The sequence below is a fragment of the Draconibacterium halophilum genome (genome assembly GCF_010448835.1).
GTDB classification, from domain to species: Bacteria; Bacteroidota; Bacteroidia; order Bacteroidales; family Prolixibacteraceae; genus Draconibacterium; species Draconibacterium halophilum.
In genome coordinates, this window is the sequence record NZ_CP048409.1 from 928121 (window position 1) to 948695 (window position 20575).

Genomic DNA, 20575 nt, shown 5'->3' on the forward strand with positions numbered 1-20575 from the left:
TTCAATCAATTAAAAAATAACAATAAACATTTAAATTCAATTAAAATGCAAAACAAAGGTGCAATTTTAACATTTGCAATTCTGTTGGCAGCGGTATGTTTTTACCAACTATCGTTTACCTGGGTATCCAATCAGGTAAAAGACGATGCCATTGAATATGCACAAGGTGATGAAATGAAAGAGTTTCAATACCTCGATTCAATGAAGAGTGAAGTGGTTTACAACTTCCTTGGACTGAAAAAGTATACTTACAAAGATGTTCAGGAACTGGAATTAAACCTGGGACTTGACCTTAAAGGAGGTATGAACGTAACGCTGCAAGTTGAAGTACAGGATATCATCCGTGCAATGTCGAATTACAGCGACGATGAAACATTTAACGCTGCGTTGGCACTGGCACAGAAAAACCAGCAAAACAGTACAAAAGACTTTGTAACGCTGTTTGGCGAGGCTTTTGAAGAAATCGATCCGAATGCACGTTTGGCTGCTGTTTTCAATACTCTGGAACTTCGCGAACAGGTTAATTTCAACACAAGCAATGCCGAGGTATTAAAAATTATCGATGAGCAAACTTCTGCAGCAATCGACAATGCTTTTAATATCATCCGTACGCGTATCGACCGTTTTGGTGTAGCACAGCCTAATATTCAGCAACTGCAAAACAAAAGTAGAATTTTGGTGGAGTTACCTGGTGTTAAAGATCAGAACCGTGTGCGTAACCTGTTGCAGGGAACCGCAAACCTTGAGTTTTGGGAAACTTACGAGAACCAGGAAGTGTATCAATATATGCTTCAGGCCAACGAGCGAATTAAAGAAATGGAAGTGCTTGATTCAGAAAAAAGTGTTGAAGAAACTGCTGTTGATACAACAGAAGCGGAAACAACGGCTGATGATGCAGAAGAAAATTCTTTGCTTTCGGAGTTGGAAGCAGGTGCTGCCGACGATACCACTGCAACACCTGATAATTTAGCTGCTTTTAAAGAGCAGTTTCCATTGTTTGCCCTTTTGAACCCAAGTACCGATCAATCCGGTCAGCTTTATCCCGGTCCTGTTGTAGGTATGGCAAACGCTAAAGACACGTCACAGATTAATACTTACCTGCATAATCCACAGATCAGAAGTTTGTTCCCTCGCGACATGAGATTCGTTTGGACAGCAAAAGCGGCTGATGAAGCAGGTACTTTTTACCGTTTAATTGCACTAAAAGTTACTACCCGCGACGGAAAAGCACCCCTTGATGGAGGTGTAATTACCGATGCTCGTCAGGATTACGACCAGTTTGGAACAAATCCTGAAGTAGCTATGCAAATGAATGCTGAAGGATCAAAGGTTTGGCAACGTATGACGAAAGAAAACGTTGGTAAATCGATCGCTATCGTTTTAGATGGTTACGTTCGTTCGTTCCCAACGGTAAATGGAGAGATCCCTGGTGGACGCTCAAGCATTTCAGGTTTGGAAAGTATTGAAGAGGCGCAAGACCTTGCAAACGTATTGAAGTCGGGAAAAATGCCGGCTCCTGCACGTATCATTCAGGAAGATATTGTTGGTCCTTCGCTGGGGCAGAAAGCGATTAACAGCGGTTTAATTTCATTTGTAATCGCTTTTGCGCTGGTACTGGTTTACATGTTGTTCTTCTACAGTAAAAATGCAGGTTTAGCTGCAAACATTGCACTAATCGCTAACATGTTCTTCATCTTCGGTATTCTTGCTTCGCTTGGTGCTGTACTTACATTGCCAGGTATCGCGGGTATTGTGCTTACCATTGGTATGTCGGTTGATGCCAACGTGCTGATTTACGAACGTGTTCAGGAAGAAATGCGCGCCGGTAAAGGTGTAAAGTTAGCCATTACCGATGGTTATAAAAACGCTTACTCAGCAATTATCGACGGTCAGGTAACAACATTGTTAACCGGTATCGTTCTATACATGTTTGGTTCTGGCCCGATTAAAGGTTTTGCTACAACTTTAATCATTGGTATTCTTACCTCTCTGTTCTCGGCAATTTTCTTAACCCGTTTGATTTTCGAATGGCAACTGAAAAAAGGTGGTCGTATTTTATTTACCTCTTCAGCAACAGAAAATTGGCTGCGTAAAACCAAAATTAAATTCCTCGAGAAAAGAAAAATGTTCTACATCATTTCAAGTGTATTCATTTTGATTTCTATCGGCTCTTTCCTTGTTCGTGGATTGGATTACGGTATCGACTTTAAAGGTGGTCGTTCGTACATTGTTGCATTCCAGGAAGATGTTGAAGTAGGCGAAGTACGTGCGGCACTTGCCGATGTTTTTGGTTCAGCACCAGAGGTAAAAACTACAGGTGATAACATTAAAATTACCACCGACTATAAAATTGAAGACCGCAGTGAAAATATTGATAACGAAGTAGAAGGTTTATTGATGCAAGGTTTGCAGGATGCCGACCTGATCGATAAATCGGTAACATTAGAAGAGTTTACACTGGACTATCAACAGAGTTCACAAAAAGTAGGTCCTACCATTTCAGATGATATTCGAAAGGATGCAGCTATTGCAATTGGCTTCTCGCTGATTATTATCTTCCTTTATATTCTGGTTCGTTTCCGCGACTGGCAATATGGTTTGGGAGCGGTTGCTGCACTAGCGCACGACTCCTTGATTGTGCTGGGAATCTTTTCATTGTTTTCAGGAGTGTTGCCATTTGCATTGGAAATCGACCAGGCGTTTATTGCAGCCATTCTAACGGTGCTGGGTTACTCCATTAACGATACGGTGGTTGTATTCGACCGCATCAGGGAATACCTGGGCTTGCACCCAAAACGCGATCGTGTAGAAAATGTTGATGCTGCATTGAACAGCACGCTTCGTCGTACATTTAGTACTTCGTTGTCAACTTTCGTGGTATTGCTGGCCATCTTCTTATTCGGAGGAGCTACCATTCGCGGATTTACGTTTGCATTGTTAGTGGGTGTACTTGTTGGTACTTACTCATCGCTTTTTATTGCAACACCAATTGCACACGACACGCGCAGTCGTTTAGCTAAAGTGGTTTCAAAACGTAAGAAATAGATTGAAAACAGAAGTCTGAAGTTGAAAGACGGAAGACTGAATTGATACAAAGGATGTCATCGCTTAACTGGGATGACATCCTTTTTGCATTCCGGAAGTCTTAAAATCCTCAACCGGAAGTATTGCTTCAACATTTTGTTGAAGTGAAGACGCTATAATTCTGACAAAAAGTAAACATTTGCATGCAAACAGGTTTTCCGCTGTTACTAAATGTTAGTCCGCAGGCCTGCGGACAAGAAAAATGTAAGTGCGGACGTGTTTTTTTAGGCTGCGGACGCTAAAATATTGTCAGCGGAAAGCTATACACTGCCTGCGGACGCCTGGTTTATGTCAGCGGAGAGCAAAATAGTGGCTGCGGACACTCATTTTTGATCTGCGGCAAGCTCCTGATAGCCAGCGGAAGGTGAAAGGATGAAACCAGGACTTTATTTTGTAGAATATTTATCGGTAATCACGTGCAAAACTATCTTCCCACTTCGGTCTTCTGACTTCCAACTTTTTATATATTTGTGATCTAAATCAATTTTAACGATGCAGTATTTGTTATTTATAAGTGGTGGCGAGATAGTATTGGTGATGCTATTGGCATTGTTGTTTTTCGGATCGAAAGCGATCCCGGATATTGCCAAAACAATGGGGAAGGGAATGCGAGAGTTTAAAAAGGCCACAAACGAAATAAAACGCGAACTCGATAACCATACTTCTGACATTAAAAAGGATATCGACGAGGTTTCTTCAACGGTTAAAAAGGAAACCACAGATATTCAAAAAGATATTACTGATAAGCTGAAGGATTAAATCCAAAAAATCATTGTTAATGATTCTACTCTCCATATTGGCATTGCTGGCTTGCTTTATATTGCTTGCCCGCGTTGTGGATTTATTTTTTATTTCCTCGCTTGATAAAATTTCGAAAGACCTGCGTTTGTCGAGCGATGCTGCCGGTGCCACATTGATGGCAGTAGGGTCGAGTGCTCCGGAATTGTTCGTTGCCCTGTTTGCCGTTATAAAACCCGGCGATCACCAGGCGATTGGTATCGGAAGTATTGTTGGTAGCGCTATATTTAACCTCTTGGTAATTGTTGGCGCATCGGCACTGGTTCGAAAAGCCACGCTTACAAAAAGTCCGGTTATCCGCGATCTTGTCTTTTATTCACTTTCGGTTGCCCTTCTGGTATTATTTATATGGGATGGCAAACTGGAACTTTGGGAGACAGCTGTTTTTCTTGGGGTTTACGTGTTGTATGTAATTGTGGTCGTTTATTGGCGAAAATGGTTTACATACAAAGATAAACTTAGCGATGAAGTGGAAGAAACCGAATGTAATCCAAAGGGTTTTCTGGGACTTTTCGATCATGTACTTTGTTTCATTTTTCCAAAGCCAAAACGTTATTACCTCGTATTTTTTGTGTCGATTTTGCTAATTGCTGCATTAAGTTGGGCATTGGTTGAATTGGCCGTAGTAATATCACACGAATTAAATATTCCGGAAGCCATTATTGCACTTACCGTTCTGGCAATAGGAACCTCAATCCCCGATTTGTTTTCGTCGCTTATTGTGGCACGCCAGGGGCGGGGAGAAATGGCGGTTAGCAACGCCATTGGTTCGAATATTTTTGATATTTTGGTTGGACTGGGATTCCCTTTTATACTTGTAATGCTTATTTCCGGAGGTACTATTGAAGCTGGTGGCAATTTGCTAAGCTCAGCGCTTATTTTATCAGGATCGGTATTGTTGCTGATCGTGCTTTTACTCCTTCAGCGCTGGAAAGTGGGAAAATTAACCGGAGTAATACTGTTGCTGGCTTACCTGGTTTATGTGGTATTTGAAATACTAAGGATGTAAAATTTGTGTTTATTCTATTAAATAATTGCTTTGATAAGAGCTGCTAATATAACGAAATCGTTTGGAGCACTTGAGGTGTTAAAGGGAATCGATTTGGATATTCCAAAAGGAAAAGTTTATTCCATTGTAGGAGCCAGTGGTGCAGGGAAGACTACTTTACTTCAAATTTTGGGAACGTTAAGTAAGCCCGACAGTGGGGAACTCTTCTTCAACGATTCGAAAATTTCTGATCTGAGTGAAAAGAAGCTGGCCGATTTTCGTAACCGCCAAATTGGGTTTGTGTTTCAATTTCATCATTTGTTACCTGAGTTTACAGCGCTGGAGAATGTTTGTATTCCGGCATTTATTGCCAAAACACCTAAAGCAAAAGCAGAGGCACGCGCAAAAGAGTTGATCGATTATTTGGGGCTGGCCGATCGCATGAGCCATAAACCATCGGAATTATCGGGTGGTGAAAAACAACGTGTGGCAATGGCACGTGCACTAATTAACAGCCCGTCGGTAGTAATGGCCGACGAACCTTCCGGAAACCTGGACTCTGCCAATCGCAATGAATTGCACGACCTGCTTTTCAAATTGCGCAACGATATGGGACAGACGTTTATTATTGTTACCCACGATGATAATTTTGCCGAACAATCCGACCGGATCATCCACATAAAGGACGGAATTATAGAGTAGGAGAAATGCCGATATCCATTTCAAATCAGGACTTAGAAGATTTCCTTAACGAAAAAGTTGAAAAATACAATCAACCTGAATTTATTGAAACCGATCCGATTCAGGTACCCAAACAATTTATAAAAAAAGAGAACATTGAGATTGCCGGTTTTTTGGCTGCAACAATTGCCTGGGGAAACCGCGCAGCCATAATAAAAAATGCTTTGCGTTTAATGGCTATGCTCGATAATCAGCCTCACGATTTTGTGCTAAATGCCTCGGAAGAAGAACTTAATCGGCTGCAAAAATTTGTTCACCGCACGTTTAATGGCAACGATTGTATTTATTTTATCCGTTCGCTACGAAATATCTATAAAAATCGCGAGGGCTTGCAAACGGTTTTTGAAAACGGATATCAAACAGAAGAATCTGTAAAATCAGCTTTAGCACATTTTTATTCGGTGTTTTTCGAAACAAAAGGAGAACGAACACGCAAACATATTTCAAACGTAAACAAGGGAGCTTCTGCTAAACGCCTGAATATGTATCTGAGATGGATGTGCCGTAGCGATAAATCGGGAGTGGATTTTGGCTTGTGGAACGGAATCCCTCAACGGGCACTAATGTTACCACTTGATTTACACACCGGCAATGTTGGCCGAAAACTGGGGCTATTGCAACGCCGCTCTAACGACTGGAAAGCGGTGGAAGAAATAACCGCTTTTTTACGCGAATTCGATCCGAATGACCCGATAAAATACGATTTTGCACTGTTTGGATTGGGTGTTTTTGAAAAATTCTGAGTTTTGTGAATTTGTACCTTTGGGTTAAGCGATATGGGCAGAAACAACTATTTTCAATTCAAGCAATTTCGGATCGAACAGGAACGATCGGCCATGAAAGTTGGCATTGACGGTATTTTGCTGGGTGCCTGGGCAAACGTTTGCCACTGTAAGCAGATTCTGGATATCGGGACAGGAACAGGTTTGATTGCTTTAATGCTGGCACAGCGCTCGCAGGCAGATATTACTGCCATCGAAATTGAAAAAAATGCTGCGGAAGAAGCTGCTAAAAATGTGGCTGCATCGGTCTGGAAAGAGAGGGTAAAAGTTCAGCATATTTCTTTACAGAAATTTGCATCAGAAACTACTCAACAGTTCGATTTGATAGTATCCAATCCTCCTTACTTTCAGAATTCGTTAAAAGCCGGAAATGAAAATCGGTCGTTGGCGCGGCATACTGATAGTTTATCGCATAAAACTCTGCTGTATAGTACCTCTAAGTTATTATCGGAAGAAGGCCGATGTGCGTTTGTTTTCCCTGAAACAGTATTAAAAGATATAGAACACCTGGCAAAGCTTAATCATCTCTATCTAACCCGAATTACGATGGTAAGTCCTAATGAGAATAAACCGACCAACCGGATTTTAGTAGAAATGATTAAAAAAGAATGTTCCACAGCAACCGACAGGCTGCAGATTTATAACAACGACGGATCGTGGAACGATAAATTTAAAAAGTTGACCTGCGATTATTACCTAAACTTCTAAACAAAAAACATAAACGGATTAAAAATTTGGTTCATTTGTTTTGAGAAGCGTTTGATAGCATCGTGGTTAATGTGCGAGACGCTGTCTTCAATTTTAGCTACTTTCTTTACAATCATTTTCTGAAAGAAATTCATTTTATTAAAATCGAATTCTCCACCCAGACATGCTGTTGCTTTGGCACTTTGCAACAAATCATTTGCGAAAGCATCCTGTAACTGGATTTCTGCTTTTTCGCCTTCCTCCATGCAACATATAAATAAACCCAGTTCTTTGTTTTTCAGAATGTCAATATTCTCAGTGCAATAATCCTTTACTTTTTTCTGAATCTGGCCGGCATGAATGGAGCCGCCAATAATTACGCGGTCAAAAGAAGAAAGATTGGGAGCTGCTTCCTTTTTAAGATTAACTAGTAATACTTCGCCTCCTAGAAACTGTTTAAGTTCGGTGGCTGTTTTTTCTGTACAACCATGTGTGGTGCAATAGGTGATTAATGTTTTCATCGTATTAAAATTGTTTGTTTTCTAAGGAATAAGATGGAACTCGTCCCGGTTAATCGGGACTCGTTTCATTTTTTCGATAACTTGGTTTTTAAAGAAATATAAATTGACATTCGAAAATATCTATTCAAAATTAGGACACACTACTGAACATTCGTGTTAAAAATCGGTTAATTCTCTAAAACTATCGGTAAAATAAAACACCAAAAAGTCTTTTAAGTCAATAATTGCACATATTTTTGTGTCGAAGAAAAAAATAGATACATCATGACAATTGATATGAAACCAGAAGTACAGCTTGATACAAATTATTATAAGGTTATAGGAATCAGGAAATTAACAGATCACACATTTGTTCTGTCGTTACCTAAAAGTCGTTTCGAATTTGTTGCAGGGCAGCATGTGTCCTTATCTATCACAGGCGATTATCAAAGCCGCGAGTACTCGATTTACAGTGCTGAAAAAGGTGAAAATCTGGAGTTGCTGGTAAAAGAAGTTGAAGGTGGTTATTTTTCACCAAAACTTAAGCATCTGAAAGTGGGCGACATGGTAGAGGTACACGGTCCTTTCGGAAAATTTGGTCTGGATGAGAAAAATAAAGACACGCACCAACATGTTTTTATTGCCAGTGGAACCGGAATTGCACCTTTTCATAGTATGGTAAAAAGTAATCCTGATTTGAATTACCATTTAATTCACGGAGTTCGAAATGCCGAAGAAGCCTACGAGCAGGAAAGTTATAATAAAGCGCATCACACACTTTGTACATCGCGCGATAAAAGTGGCGATTTTAATGGCAGGGTGACTGACTACCTGAAAAAGACAGAATTTGATAAAAACACTTGTTTTTACCTTTGCGGAAACAGTGATATGATCTTCGACTCGATGGAGATTTTAAGCGAGAAAGGATTTGGAAGAGAGAATATTACCGTTGAGGTATATTTTTAAGATATAATTGCAGAATAGTTTGAGAGAGTTTTTAAAGAAATGCCATCCCATAAAAAGGGATGGCATTCTTTTTTATTTTGAGTCGATTTTTTCGCCAAATGCCAAATCGCCTGCATCGCCCAATCCCGGAACAATGTATGATTTTGGTGTCATCTCCGGATCAACAGCGCCCAGCCATAAAGTTACATTTTCGTCTTCTATATTGTTTTTCACATATTCAACACCTTCTTCGCTGGCAATAATTGCTACCAGGTGGATGTGAGCCGGCTTGCCCTTACTAAATAAGGCCTCGTAGCCAATTTCCATCGATTTCCCGGAGGCCAGCATCGGATCAGAAAGTATGACTACCTTATCATCAAGCGAAGGTGAGGCCATGTATTCAAATTCAATTTCAAATTCGCCTCCTTCAGTATATTTTCTATAGGCACTTATAAAACAGTTTTCGGCCCGGTCGAATATACGAAGCAGACCATTATGCATGGCGAGCCCGGCACGCAGAATAGTTGCTAACACCGGCTGACTGCACAATTTAGGTACTTTTGCCACACCAAGCGGTGTTGTAACATTGCTAACTTCAAACTTCATTTCTTTACTTATTTCGTAGGCAAAAATTTCACCTATTCGGTTGAGGTTATCACGAAAACGAAGTGGATCGGTTTGAATTCCTGTATCTCGAATTTCTGCCAGATAGTGGTCTAAAATGGAGTGGGTATTGCCTAAAACTCGAATTTCCATATTTAATAATTTTAGGTGAAGAAGACATCTCCGTCACCGTCCTGATATATTAGTTGCTTTTTATTTGAAACCTGAAAAGTACTGTATATTTTTTGCCCATAACTTTTCGCGTACAAAAATGGTAATTTTCTGCTAAATAGCTGGTCTGCCAGCTCTTTTTTGTAGCTAGTTACGTACTCAATTTTATGGGTAAGGCAATATTTTTTTAGGAAGACGGCTATTTCTCTAGTACAATCTTCGGTGAAATTTAAATACAGTGTTTTTAAATGCCCTTCGCGAACGGAGAAAATAAAGAAGCCGAGCATTTTATTTTCTCGCTTAAGCTGTATGGTTTTGTAATAAAAATCGTTAGAGAAGGATGAAAACGGGTAGCGGGGGATTCATCATTATTTTGTTGTGAGATCCAGGGATGTTCAAAGATCCATTTCAATTCGGTTTCGTTCCGGTTAAAAACACTGTTAACCGGATTGGATTTTAAGAACTCAAAACACGTTTCATCTGGTTTCTCGGTTTCTATGAATGATAGCTTATAATCCTTTTTTGTGTGGTAAAAGGCTGTAATCAGACGAACAATTAACCCAATAAAAAAGTCAATAACATTGAATAACAACTTGGTTAAAGGATTAATTTTTGTCGGAAAAAATTTTGCTGTTTTTGCATGCAAATATGCGCGTACTCCTTCAAACTGATGAATAGCTTGAAACAGCCCGGTTTTTAAATACAGCTTTTCCGAATTTGGAGCATAGTTTGTAAACAGCAATTTTTTGTTCCAGTCTTTGTAGGCTTCTCGTAAAAGTTGTTCGGAATAACCAAAGCGGCGGTGTTGCTTGTGCACCCAGTTCCCGCTACACCATCCAAAGCGAATTAATTGTCCATCAGAATTAAGGGTATCGGCAAACAGGCTGCGAAAAGCGATCAACTTGTTATCTATAAAACCAAGATAAAGCACAATGTCTTCGGGCTTTGCATGGGGGTTGGCAAGATACGATTGGGCGCGGATTGGTGAAATAGGGACCACTTCGTAATTCTGAAATTCCTTGCTGTTCACAAAGTTCTCAAGCTCCTTTATTCGTATTTTTTTTATCTGTAGAGTCAATGTTTTACTGTTGCTTTGCCAATTGTCTGGCGCAGTTTAAAATATAGAAATTCAGCTTTTACATTCAATTCAAAATTACCTATTTGTTCTGCCGGGTAGCGTTGAAAATGATGGGGTATTTCATCGTATTTTACGCCTGCTGTTCCAAAAGTAATAGCGCATAATTCGTTTTCGTGAATTTTATTTATCAATTTACTGGAAACACCATCGTCGGTGTATGGAAATGCAAATGCTTTGATTTTAGGATTCACATTTTCAGTCACCCACTTTATACTTTTTTTGATGTGTTTTAATTGTTTTTTTTCTGAGATTTTCCAAAACTCAGGATGTTTATGACTGTGTCCTCCAATGGAGAAACCCTTTTTATGCAAATCTTTAATTTGTGCAGTCGTCATGTAGGGTTGATGCGTTTGGAGAAACGCCTGAAAATCGATCTCAAGCAACTCGGCAGCATGTTCCAGTACATCTGTTTTCGAGAAAGGTACCTGTAAAATATTATTTAGGGGTACTTCATTCTCGTAGAGGTAATTTTCCACTTCAGCATCCGGGCGCGTGCGCATTTCACCAGCAATTAAACTTGCCTTGTACCGATGGAACAGTTCTTTATTGTCTACAAATCCGCTATTCACAAAAAAAGTGGCTGGAATTCCTTTCTGCAAAAGAATGGGTGCAGCTATTTCTGCGCATTCTTTCAGCCCGTCATCAAAACTTAAATGAAAACTGTTGGGTTTGGGCGATTTTGTTAGCTCTTCAAGCGAAATCGGCTGAAAATATTTTAGGTAGAAATCGAGTTCCTGTTTAAATTGTTTCTCGCTTATTACAGGGTAGTTTAAAATATGTGGTAAATGCTTGTTGCTAATGGTGTGGTAAAATGGTAAAAACGGGGGCGCTTTTGCTTCCAAAAGTTCTCGGGTTAAAAACATGGGACTCAGTTTTTTACATACCAAACGCGGAAAATGCCTCATTGCCAATTATCGTTTAAGCCATCTGAAAAGCAAAGGTAAACGATTAAATTTAAGTTGAAAGTACGTTTCGGGTTTTGCGCCAAAGCCCTTGTAAAAGCGCTCTACTCCCGGAATCATCGAACCCTCAAAATCTAAAATCAGGTTTTTACCGGCGTTGTCTTCAATAAACCGATTAATGAGGTAGTACATGGCTCCGGTGTTTTTCCCTTCTTCGTTTGAGGCAGCGTTAAAGTATATCATGCGGTCTTTCCACCGACAAAAATAAACAGCCGCACAAAGTTCATTTCCGGGGGTATAAACACCGTATATTTTTCCAAAGCCTTTGTATGCTCCAAAGGCGATGATACTTTTCAGTTTGTCGACTGCTGATGGATCAACTCCCGGTGGTAGATTTTGCTCCTTAAACTCCAGGTAGGCTTCAATCCGGATGCCCTCAATAATCGTCAAATCCTGTTTTTGGGCTTTGGCAATATTGCGTTTTGTATTCTTTGAGTATCCGGCAATTATAGACTTAAAATCCGGTGTTAATGAAAGCAGGTAGTTTTTCCGCTCATAAAAAATCTTCCTATAATTTTCGCTGGGAATATTTACTGCATTTAATTGTACATCGGCGTAGCTGAACCGTTGCTTTATTCTGGTTATAAATGCATCGAAAATAGTTTTCGATGGCGTTGGGAAAATTCCGAGTTGTTGCGAGAACAGTGGCTGATAAAGGTATTTTATGCCTAGTTTTTTCCGAAATGGCAGTGGCATTACATATTCGTAATCGCCATATACCAGAGCATCCCATTCAATGGCAGTCCGGTCGAGGTGCCAGTCGTAGGCATAAATCCTGCAATTTAGCGCACCATCAATACATTGATTCCATTTGTAGGAATCGATTTGTGCATGTTTTATATAGTGAACTTTTTGTATGCTACTCATTTAAAAATGTCGGGCTACTGGTTGTCCCATTCAAATCCTAGTTTGTTCATCTGTTCAAACACATCTCTGAAACCTTTCCATGTTCCCAGGTCGTTGACGGTTTCGTTGTGCCAAACACTTACAAATGTACCACCAACATTTTTAACTTCCTGCATAATTGTTTTTATTTCTTCAAAAGCTTTTTCGGGAGTTACCTGAAGGTAGTAACGCAGCGTTCCGTCCATTAGGTTGAACGGGATAATTTTCAGGTTCGTTACCGATTCATTCTTTAAATTGTAGAAAAAATAGGGGGTGCAGATACCGCCTCTGAATCCCGGTTGTGCAGAATAACCAAGTGTGTAATCTTCCTCAATTCCGGCTTTTATTAAGCGTGTGTATGTTTTTGGAAATCGGAGCCTTAAATAATGCTGGCGACTTTTATGAATGGTTTTGCCGGTAATTTCTTCCAGGCGTTGTTTTTCCATTCTTACTTTCTTTTTGCCGCCTTTCTTGCTACTTCCAAACGATGGATGAATACCAACATCGTATTTTTCGGCTGTCTTTTTTATTAGTTCCCTGTATTCTCTATTTGTGTGGGCAATATTTTTGTCGTAACGTCCGTAATCGCCCAACAAAAAGAAAAATTTTACTTTATCCTCGTTTCCTGCAAATACACTGTCGAGGTAATCGTAAGTATCGTACGGATCGGATTCTTTGCCGTCTAATACACGTTTGCGTTTTATAGTGTCTTGTCGGTTGCCTGTTATCACTGATTTTGCCCAGGCTGCAGTTGTGCGCAGAAATCCTTTGTTTTGATAGGCGTAGGCATTGTCGATATCGATGGTTGAAATAAAGCTGAACTTTGATTCGGTATAGCTAAACTCCGGGTATTTCTCTTTTAATAGCTTTGCCAAAAGTTTTGCCCAGATGTTTACAACGGGTTTTTGCAGCAGATTGTATTTCGATAATATACTGTTTTGATAAGGGTAACGCCCCAGTTTATCGCGGATTTTATCTACATATTCCTCGTGTCGGGTTACCAGGTAAAATGAGGCTGCGAAAGGATCGAAAGGGAGATCGGAATCTTTTGAACTTTCGCAGAAATATTTTTGTCCCTCGTACCAAACTGTATTAATTGTGGGTTTTATAAGTGCATTCTGAAAGATGAGTTTGTGTGGTTTAATATAAAATTCATCATCAAATTTTTCGTACGAATAATTGATCTTCGGTAACCCCGACTTTCGAAACTCATCGGAATTTTGAGTAAATGCAATTTTCGTTTGCAAAATGTTGGAGAAGATTAGTTTTCCAATGTACTCAATTCGCGGGTTAACTTCGTCGGAATAAAAAAGTATCATTTTCGTTCGATTTATTAGTTTAACATTCCTTCGTCGGCTAAACTCAGGTAGTTGTTCTGGCCAATAATAATGTGGTCGAGCACCGTAATATCCATAATTTCAGCCGCATTTTTAATTTTCTGAGTGATATTCAGATCGGCAGTTGATGCCTGCATAGTTCCTGAAGGGTGATTGTGGCAGAGAATAATTGCACTAGCCATCTTATCCAGCGCATTTTTTAATATCAGCCGAACATCGATGACTGTCCCGGAAATGCCTCCCTGGCTCACCATAAATGTGTCGATTATCCTGTTGCCGCGATTGAGCAGCAGAATCCAAAACTCTTCATGGTTCAAATCGCCGAGCATGGGTTGAAAATATTCGGCAGCGTCTTTGCTCCCGGTTATCTGTTTTTTATTGAATACATTAGCATCTTTTCTACGTTTTCCTATTTCTAAAGCGGCAACAATTGTAACGGCTTTTGCTTCGCCAATTCCCTGAAATTTTGTTAGATATTCAATGCTTTTTCTGCCCAGATCGTTAAGGTTATTATCAACTGAGGTTAAAATTCGTCTGGAGAGTTCTACTGCTGTTTCTTCGAGATTTCCCGATCCAATTAATATGGCAATGAGTTCGGCATCGGTTAGCGATCGTGGTCCTTTACTTAATAGTTTTTCGCGCGGACGATCTTCAACAGCCCAATCTTTAATATTTAGTTTTTTATATTCTCCCATCTATCCCGGAGTTCTTTTCTAAAATTAATCATAATTAACGATTTCGGAAATAGAAAAATATAGTTACAGAACATACGGAAGTATGAAACACAAAAAACCTCTCCGAAACTCGGAGAGGTTTTTTATATAATGTGGTTTTTCTCTGCTTACAATGAATTAACCTGAGTGGTTAATTTTGATTTTAAGTTGGATGCTTTGTTTTTATGAATGATATTGCGTTTCGCTAATTTATCAATCATAGCCACAACTGAAGGATACATTTTTTCAGCCTCTGCTTTGTCAGTTACATCACGTAAAGCTTTAATCGCATTACGGGTAGTTTTTGCGTAGTACTTGTTGTGTACCCTCTTTTTTTCGTCTTGACGAATTCTTTTTAATGCTGACTTATGATGTGCCATTTTCTTGTTTCTCTCTTTTTTAAAAATTAGTAGCCCGTAGGGGATTCGAACCCCTGCTACCAGGATGAAAACCTGGCGTCCTAACCCCTAGACGAACGGGCCTTCCTATTTAACTCCCTTAATTTTGGGACTGCAAAAATACTTCATTTTTGTAATCGACCAAATTTTTCAGGATTTTTTCTCAGCTAAAATACGATTACTTTTCGTTTAAAGCGCCGTTTTTATTTTAGCGCTGCAAAGGAAAGAAACATTTTTTAATCTGCAAACAAAAAATGGGAAAAAGTAAGGAAAAAAAATCTTTAGCGTAATTCGAAGTTCTGCCCGAGGTAAACGCGGCGCACATCTTCGTCGGCAGCAAGTTCTTCCGCGGTTCCTGCCTTTAATATATTTCCTTCGAAAAGCAGGTACGAACGATCGGTAATCGTTAATGTTTCGTGCACATTGTGGTCGGTTATTAACACACCGATATTTTTTTCTTTTAATTTCATAACAATTTGCTGAATATCTTCTACCGCAATCGGGTCAACTCCAGCAAAGGGTTCGTCAAGCAAAATAAATTTCGGATCGATTGCCAGTGCACGGGCAATTTCAGTTCGGCGTCGTTCTCCTCCTGAAAGCTGAATGCCTTTGCTTTTTCTAATATGCTGCAAACTAAACTCATCGAGAAGTGTTTCCAGTTTTTCTTTTTGGTACTCTTTTGTGTAATCGGTCATTTCCAAAACAGCCCGAAGATTATCTTCGATACTTAGTTTGCGAAAAACTGATGCTTCCTGCGCGAGGTACCCAATTCCACGCTGGGCTCGTCTGTAAACCGGTAGTTTTGTTATGTTTTTATCATCCAGAAAAACCTTTCCTGAGAAAGGTTGAATTAACCCCACAATCATGTAAAACGAAGTTGTTTTTCCTGCTCCGTTCGGACCTAATAATCCAACAATTTCGCCTTGCTGAACTTCAAAACTAACTCCTTTAACTACGGTTCGTTTACGGTATTTCTTTACGATATTTTCTGCTCGAAGAATCATAATGGTTCAAATAACGTCAATTTTTGATTGAATTACATGGCTTCCATCTCTTTTTCACGTTTTTTAACCACGTGTCGCGAAATCATTATGCCAATCTCATACAAGAATACCAGCGGGAAACAGACCATAACCTGGCTAAAAATATCAGGTGGTGTAATTACTGCTGATAACAACAACATTGCGATATATGCGTGACGACGATAAGTTTTCATAAATTGCGGAGTTAGGAGCCCTACTTTACTTAAAAAGTAGGAGAAAATTGGAATAAGAAAAACCACTCCTGCTGCAAGTGATATGGATGTTACCGAACCAATATACGACCGCAGGTTAATGGTATTCTCCACCTCGCTACTTACCTGGTAGGTACCTAAAAAATGAATGGATAAAGGCACAATTAAAAAGTACCCAAATAATATACCCGTTAAAAATAATACTGATGTAAAGAACACCGCCCCACCTGCATGTTTACGTTCGTTGGGGTACAATGCCGGTTTTATAAAACGCCAGAACTCGTAAAAAACAACCGGCGATGACATAATAAAACCGGCGATAATTGATACCATAATATGTGTAGAGAATTGCCCGGCAATTTTTATACTCTGCATTTTTAAAGGTACCTGGTTAATTTTCACCGCTTCCGATCCTACCAAATCGCCTAATTTGGCAAACATACGGTTGGTCCAAAAGTCGGGCATTCTGGGGCTGAGAATAACCACATCGAAAATAAACGATTTTAAAACGAATGCAGCGATAGCAAAAATTAGTATGGCTGCAGACGAACGGATAATATGCCAACGGAGTATTTCCAGGTGATCAAGAAAAGACATTTCGCCTTTTGGGCTATCGTCATTTTGTTTTTTGGTAGTACGTTCTTCGCTCATGAATTCTGGTTTTCAAAAAAAACTTCACAAATGTACACGAATTTTTCGCATTTAAAATCTCAAATATTACTTATATATTGCAGCGCTTAAACTTTTCGTGTAATGTTAATCTCATTTAAATACTCCAAATTATAAAATGTAAAATTTATTAAATTGTATTGCCATTTTGCTTACTTTTAATAATTTAGAATTTGCGTATGCTACAGATATTGGGAGATTGAACATATGAGTAAAAAAGTTGTATTAGCGGAAGAGTTGCAGCATTATTTCGGTTTCGACCGTTTTAAAGGGCAACAGGAAGAGGCGATTAAAAGTGTGATGGATGGTAATAACATCTTTGTGTTAATGCCTACAGGTGGAGGAAAATCGTTAATTTATCAGTTGCCGGCTTTAATTCTCGATGGGACTGCCATTGTGATTTCTCCGCTAATTGCCCTGATGAAAAATCAGGTGGATGCAATACGAAGTACACACGCCGAGGACAGTGTTGCTCATTTCTTAAATTCTTCGTTATCAAAAGCAGCTATAACACAGGTTAAACAAGACGTGTTGGCAGGCAAAACAAAACTGCTTTACGTTGCTCCCGAGTCGTTGACAAAAGAGGAGAATATAGAATTCCTAAAACAAATAAAGATCTCGTTTTACGCTATTGATGAAGCGCATTGTATATCAGAGTGGGGACACGATTTCAGGCCGGAATACCGAAGAATTAAACCGATTGTTGAAGAAATAGGGAAATCGCCGATTGTGGCACTTACTGCTACTGCAACGGCAAAGGTCCAGCACGATATTCAAAAGAACCTTGGTATTTTAGAAGCAAGAGTATTTAAAGCTTCGTTTAATCGCGAAAATTTGTACTACGAAGTGCGTCCAAAGGTGAAAACCGAAACGCAGATCATAAAATTCATAAAACAAAACGAAGGCAAATCGGGCATTATTTATTGTTTGAGCCGGAAAAAAGTGGAGGAGCTGGCTGAAACCTTGCAGGTGAACGGTGTTAAAGCACTTCCTTATCATGCCGGTATGGATGCCGCCACCCGCTCGGGAAATCAGGATAAATTTTTGATGGAAGAAGTGGATGTAATTGTGGCTACTATTGCTTTTGGTATGGGCATTGATAAACCCGATGTGCGTTTTGTAATTCACTACGATATCCCGAAAAGCCTTGAGGGATACTATCAGGAAACAGGCCGGGCAGGCCGGGATGGAGGTGAAGGACAATGCATTACTTTTTACAGTTATAAAGATATTCAGAAACTGGAAAAATTTATGCACGGGAAACCGGTTGCCGAGCAAGAGATTGGGAAACAACTTTTACTTGATACCGTTTCATATGCAGAATCAGCCATTTGTCGCCGGATAATATTATTGCATTATTTTGGGGAGCATTATCAGTCTGAGAATTGTGGAAACTGCGATAACTGTCTGAATCCGAAGGAGCAGATTGAGGCAAAAAACGAAATAGTTACTGCCCTGAAAGCTATTCTTGAAGTGCATGAGAAATACAAGGGCGACCATATTGCTAATATTTTGATCGGTAACAGTACTGCTGCCATTAAATCGTTCAAGCATTACAATTTAAAATCCTTTGGTACTGGAAAAGAGCACGATGAGCGTTTTTGGAATGCCGTATTCCGCCAGTCGATGGTAGCCGGAATAATCAATAAAGACATTGAAAATTACGGCTTGTTAAAAGTCACACAAAAAGGGCACGATTTTTTGGAGAACCCGCATAGTTTTATGCTGGTAAAGAACCATGAATACGAAGAAGAGGACGGTTCACGAAGTGGAGGAGGTGCACCTTCAGGAGGTGCAAGTGGCGACCCGCAGTTATTCGCAATATTAAAAGACCTTCGAAAAAAGATGGCTAAAAAACACAATTTGCCGCCATTTGTCATTTTCCAGGACCCATCGTTGGCCGACATGTCAATTCAATATCCGGTAACAACCGAAGAATTGCAAAATATTCAGGGTGTTGGACAGGGAAAAGCCCGCCGTTATGGGAAAGAATTTGTGGCCCTGATAAAATCGTATGTGGAAGAAAATGAGATTGAACGCCCTGAAGACCTGGTTGTGCGAATGGTGGCCAACAAATCGAAAATGAAAGTGTTTATCATTCAGAGTATCGACCGCAAACTGTCGTTTGAAGATATTGCCGATTCAAAAGGTATTGAAGTCAGCGATGTGATTGGCGAAGTGGAGGCTATTGTTAATTCGGGTACCAAATTAAATATTGATTATTACATTGAAGATGTAATCGACGAAGATCATCAGGATGATATTTTTGAATATTTCCGCGAGGCTGAAACCGATTCTATTAAGGATGCCATGGAGGAATTAGGCGAAGAGGAGTACTCGGAAGATGATATTCGTTTGATGCGTGTGAAATTTTTCTCCGACATGGGTAACTAATCCTTATCATTGATTTTCAACTTTTTTGTTGTAGAAATTGTTATTTTTGCACGCCTTTTTATTTGAAAAAATTAAAGTAATAAATATGACTGTTACTGTTCAGAAAGAATTAGATTATAAAGTTGCCGATATTTCATTGGCAGAATTCGGAAGAAAAGAAATAGAGATCGCGGAGAAAGAAATGCCGGGATTAATGGCCATTAGAGAAAAGTTTGGCCCTCGCAAACCGCTGGATGGAGTGCGTGTGATGGGAAGCTTGCACATGACCGTACAAACTGCTGTTTTAATTGAAACATTGGTTGCCCTTGGAGCAGACGTTCGTTGGGCAAGCTGTAATATATTTTCAACACAGGATCATGCGGCAGCTGCTATTGCAAAAGCCGGAGTGCCGGTGTTTGCCTGGAAGGGCGAAACCCTTGAAGAGTACTGGTGGTGCACTCGCGAGGCGATGAGTTTTCCCGAAGGAAAAGGCCCGCAACTTATTGTTGACGACGGTGGAGATGCCACTTTGCTTATTCACAAAGGTTATGCTGCCGAAAAAGATGCCAGTGTGTTGGAGGTTGATACTTCGGTTGAGGAAGAAAAAGTGATTCTTGAGCTTCTGAAAAAAACGTTGAAGGAAGATCATCAAAAATGGCATCGCACGGTAGCTGAATGGAAAGGTGTATCGGAAGAAACAACCACCGGGGTGCATCGTTTGTATCAAATGGCGGAGAAAGGCGAGTTGCTGGTTCCTGCTATCAATGTTAACGATTCGGTAACGAAGTCGAAATTCGATAATCTTTATGGTTGTCGCGAGTCGCTGGCCGATGGAATAAAACGTGCTACCGATGTAATGATTGCCGGAAAAGTTGTAGTTGTTGCCGGTTATGGAGATGTTGGTAAGGGTTGTGCACACTCGATGCGTAGTTATGGCGCGCGCGTTATTGTTACCGAAATTGATCCGATTTGTGCGCTGCAGGCTGCCATGGAAGGTTTTGAGGTGAAAACAATGGAAGATGCACTGGATGAAGGAAATATTTATGTTACCACTACCGGAAACTGCGATGTAATTACTGCCGAGCACATGGCAAATATGAAAGATCAGTCGATCGTTTGTAATATTGGCCACTTCGACAATGAGATTCAGGTTGCCAAAATGGAAAAATGGCCGGGCATTAAAAAGGTAAATATCAAACCACAGGTTGATAAATATACTTACGAAAATGGCCAGAGTATTTACTTGCTCGCCGAAGGTCGACTGGTAAATCTGGGATGTGCAACAGGCCATCCGTCGTTTGTTATGAGTAACTCGTTTACCAACCAGTCGCTGGCACAAATTGATTTGTGGGAGAACGACTACAAAGTTGGTGTTTATACTTTGTCGAAAAAGCTTGATGAAGAAGTTGCCCGTTTGCATTTAGCGCAAATTGGCGTAAAACTTACAGAATTAACAGAAAACCAGGCCGCTTATCTTGGCGTATCGAAAGAAGGTCCGTTTAAGCCGGAACACTACAGATATTAAATAAGAAAGATTTTATACGATAGAAATGGGTTTCACTTCGTG

Annotated in this window: 19 protein-coding genes and 1 tRNA gene; 9 read left to right on the forward strand and 11 right to left on the reverse strand. The window is 39.9% G+C overall.

Annotated elements, in window-relative coordinates; genetic code table 11:
* Positions 1-45 precede the first annotated feature (45 nt).
* The 6 genes from secDF (at position 46) to G0Q07_RS03725 (ending at position 7101) form a co-directional block, all read left to right on the forward strand.
* Positions 46-3045: a protein translocase subunit SecDF gene (gene secDF / locus G0Q07_RS03700; RefSeq protein ID WP_163344823.1), complete on the forward strand. Its 3000-nt coding sequence runs from the start codon at positions 46-48 to the stop codon at positions 3043-3045.
* A 531-nt stretch (positions 3046-3576) separates the two neighbouring features.
* Positions 3577-3843: a Sec-independent protein translocase subunit TatA/TatB gene (locus tag G0Q07_RS03705; RefSeq protein ID WP_203532668.1), complete on the forward strand. Its 267-nt coding sequence runs from the start codon at positions 3577-3579 to the stop codon at positions 3841-3843.
* 19 nt (positions 3844-3862) lie between these two features.
* Positions 3863-4891 carry a calcium/sodium antiporter gene (locus G0Q07_RS03710; RefSeq protein ID WP_163344824.1) on the forward strand — a complete coding sequence of 343 codons (1029 nt, stop codon included), beginning with the start codon at positions 3863-3865 and terminating at the stop codon, positions 4889-4891.
* A gap of 30 nt (positions 4892-4921) precedes the next feature.
* A complete protein-coding gene (locus G0Q07_RS03715) occupies positions 4922-5572 on the forward strand; it encodes an ABC transporter ATP-binding protein (RefSeq protein ID WP_163344825.1) in 651 nt (216 codons plus the stop codon).
* Between the two features lie 5 nt (positions 5573-5577).
* Positions 5578-6354 (forward strand): TIGR02757 family protein, encoded by a 777-nt coding sequence (locus G0Q07_RS03720; RefSeq protein WP_203532669.1) that lies wholly within the window; start codon positions 5578-5580, stop codon positions 6352-6354.
* Between the two features lie 33 nt (positions 6355-6387).
* Complete coding sequence (locus G0Q07_RS03725) at positions 6388-7101, forward strand: tRNA1(Val) (adenine(37)-N6)-methyltransferase (RefSeq protein ID WP_262887989.1); 714 nt, start codon at positions 6388-6390, stop codon at positions 7099-7101.
* Here G0Q07_RS03725 and G0Q07_RS03730 read toward each other — a convergent pair.
* A complete protein-coding gene (locus G0Q07_RS03730) occupies positions 7098-7601 on the reverse strand; it encodes a flavodoxin domain-containing protein (protein ID WP_163344827.1) in 504 nt (167 codons plus the stop codon). The two genes, G0Q07_RS03725 and G0Q07_RS03730, sit on opposite strands and share 4 nt — an antisense overlap.
* 264 nt (positions 7602-7865) lie before the next feature.
* Between G0Q07_RS03730 and G0Q07_RS03735 the strand changes: the two genes are divergently transcribed.
* Positions 7866-8546: a ferredoxin--NADP reductase gene (locus G0Q07_RS03735; protein WP_163344828.1), complete on the forward strand. Its 681-nt coding sequence runs from the start codon at positions 7866-7868 to the stop codon at positions 8544-8546.
* A 72-nt stretch (positions 8547-8618) separates the two neighbouring features.
* On the opposite strand, the gene upp is transcribed toward G0Q07_RS03735, so the two are convergent.
* The 10 genes from upp to tatC form a co-directional block, all read right to left on the reverse strand.
* Entirely contained in the window at positions 8619-9281 is a 663-nt protein-coding gene (gene upp, locus G0Q07_RS03740; RefSeq protein ID WP_163344829.1) for a uracil phosphoribosyltransferase, read from the reverse strand.
* 262 nt (positions 9282-9543) lie between these two features.
* Complete coding sequence (locus tag G0Q07_RS03745) at positions 9544-10377, reverse strand: GNAT family protein (RefSeq protein ID WP_163344830.1); 834 nt, start codon at positions 10375-10377, stop codon at positions 9544-9546.
* Complete coding sequence (locus tag G0Q07_RS03750; protein WP_163344831.1) at positions 10374-11300, reverse strand: polysaccharide deacetylase family protein; 927 nt, start codon at positions 11298-11300, stop codon at positions 10374-10376. The genes G0Q07_RS03745 and G0Q07_RS03750 overlap by 4 nt, the downstream gene beginning before the upstream one ends.
* A gap of 48 nt (positions 11301-11348) precedes the next feature.
* Positions 11349-12266, reverse strand: coding sequence for a hypothetical protein (locus G0Q07_RS03755; protein WP_163344832.1), 918 nt, complete (start codon positions 12264-12266; stop codon positions 11349-11351).
* Positions 12267-12280: 14 nt separating this feature from the next.
* Positions 12281-13603 (reverse strand): polysaccharide deacetylase family protein, encoded by a 1323-nt coding sequence (locus G0Q07_RS03760; protein WP_163344833.1) that lies wholly within the window; start codon positions 13601-13603, stop codon positions 12281-12283.
* A 14-nt stretch (positions 13604-13617) separates the two neighbouring features.
* On the reverse strand, positions 13618-14316 hold the full coding sequence (radC, locus tag G0Q07_RS03765; RefSeq protein ID WP_163344834.1) for a RadC family protein: 699 nt from the start codon (positions 14314-14316) through the stop codon (positions 13618-13620).
* 146 nt (positions 14317-14462) lie between these two features.
* Positions 14463-14714 (reverse strand): 30S ribosomal protein S20, encoded by a 252-nt coding sequence (gene rpsT / locus G0Q07_RS03770; RefSeq protein ID WP_163344835.1) that lies wholly within the window; start codon positions 14712-14714, stop codon positions 14463-14465.
* Positions 14715-14744: 30 nt separating this feature from the next.
* A tRNA-Glu gene (locus G0Q07_RS03775) sits at positions 14745-14816 on the reverse strand.
* Positions 14817-15013: 197 nt separating this feature from the next.
* Entirely contained in the window at positions 15014-15736 is a 723-nt protein-coding gene (gene lptB / locus G0Q07_RS03780; RefSeq protein ID WP_163344836.1) for an LPS export ABC transporter ATP-binding protein, read from the reverse strand.
* 32 nt (positions 15737-15768) lie between these two features.
* A complete protein-coding gene (gene tatC, locus G0Q07_RS03785; RefSeq protein WP_163344837.1) occupies positions 15769-16617 on the reverse strand; it encodes a twin-arginine translocase subunit TatC in 849 nt (282 codons plus the stop codon).
* A 225-nt stretch (positions 16618-16842) separates the two neighbouring features.
* Here tatC and recQ point away from each other — a divergent pair, with 225 nt between their 5' ends.
* Positions 16843-19029: a DNA helicase RecQ gene (gene recQ, locus G0Q07_RS03790; RefSeq protein ID WP_163344838.1), complete on the forward strand. Its 2187-nt coding sequence runs from the start codon at positions 16843-16845 to the stop codon at positions 19027-19029.
* A gap of 85 nt (positions 19030-19114) precedes the next feature.
* Positions 19115-20533 carry an adenosylhomocysteinase gene (ahcY, locus tag G0Q07_RS03795; RefSeq protein ID WP_163344839.1) on the forward strand — a complete coding sequence of 473 codons (1419 nt, stop codon included), beginning with the start codon at positions 19115-19117 and terminating at the stop codon, positions 20531-20533.
* Positions 20534-20575: the final 42 nt, after the last annotated feature.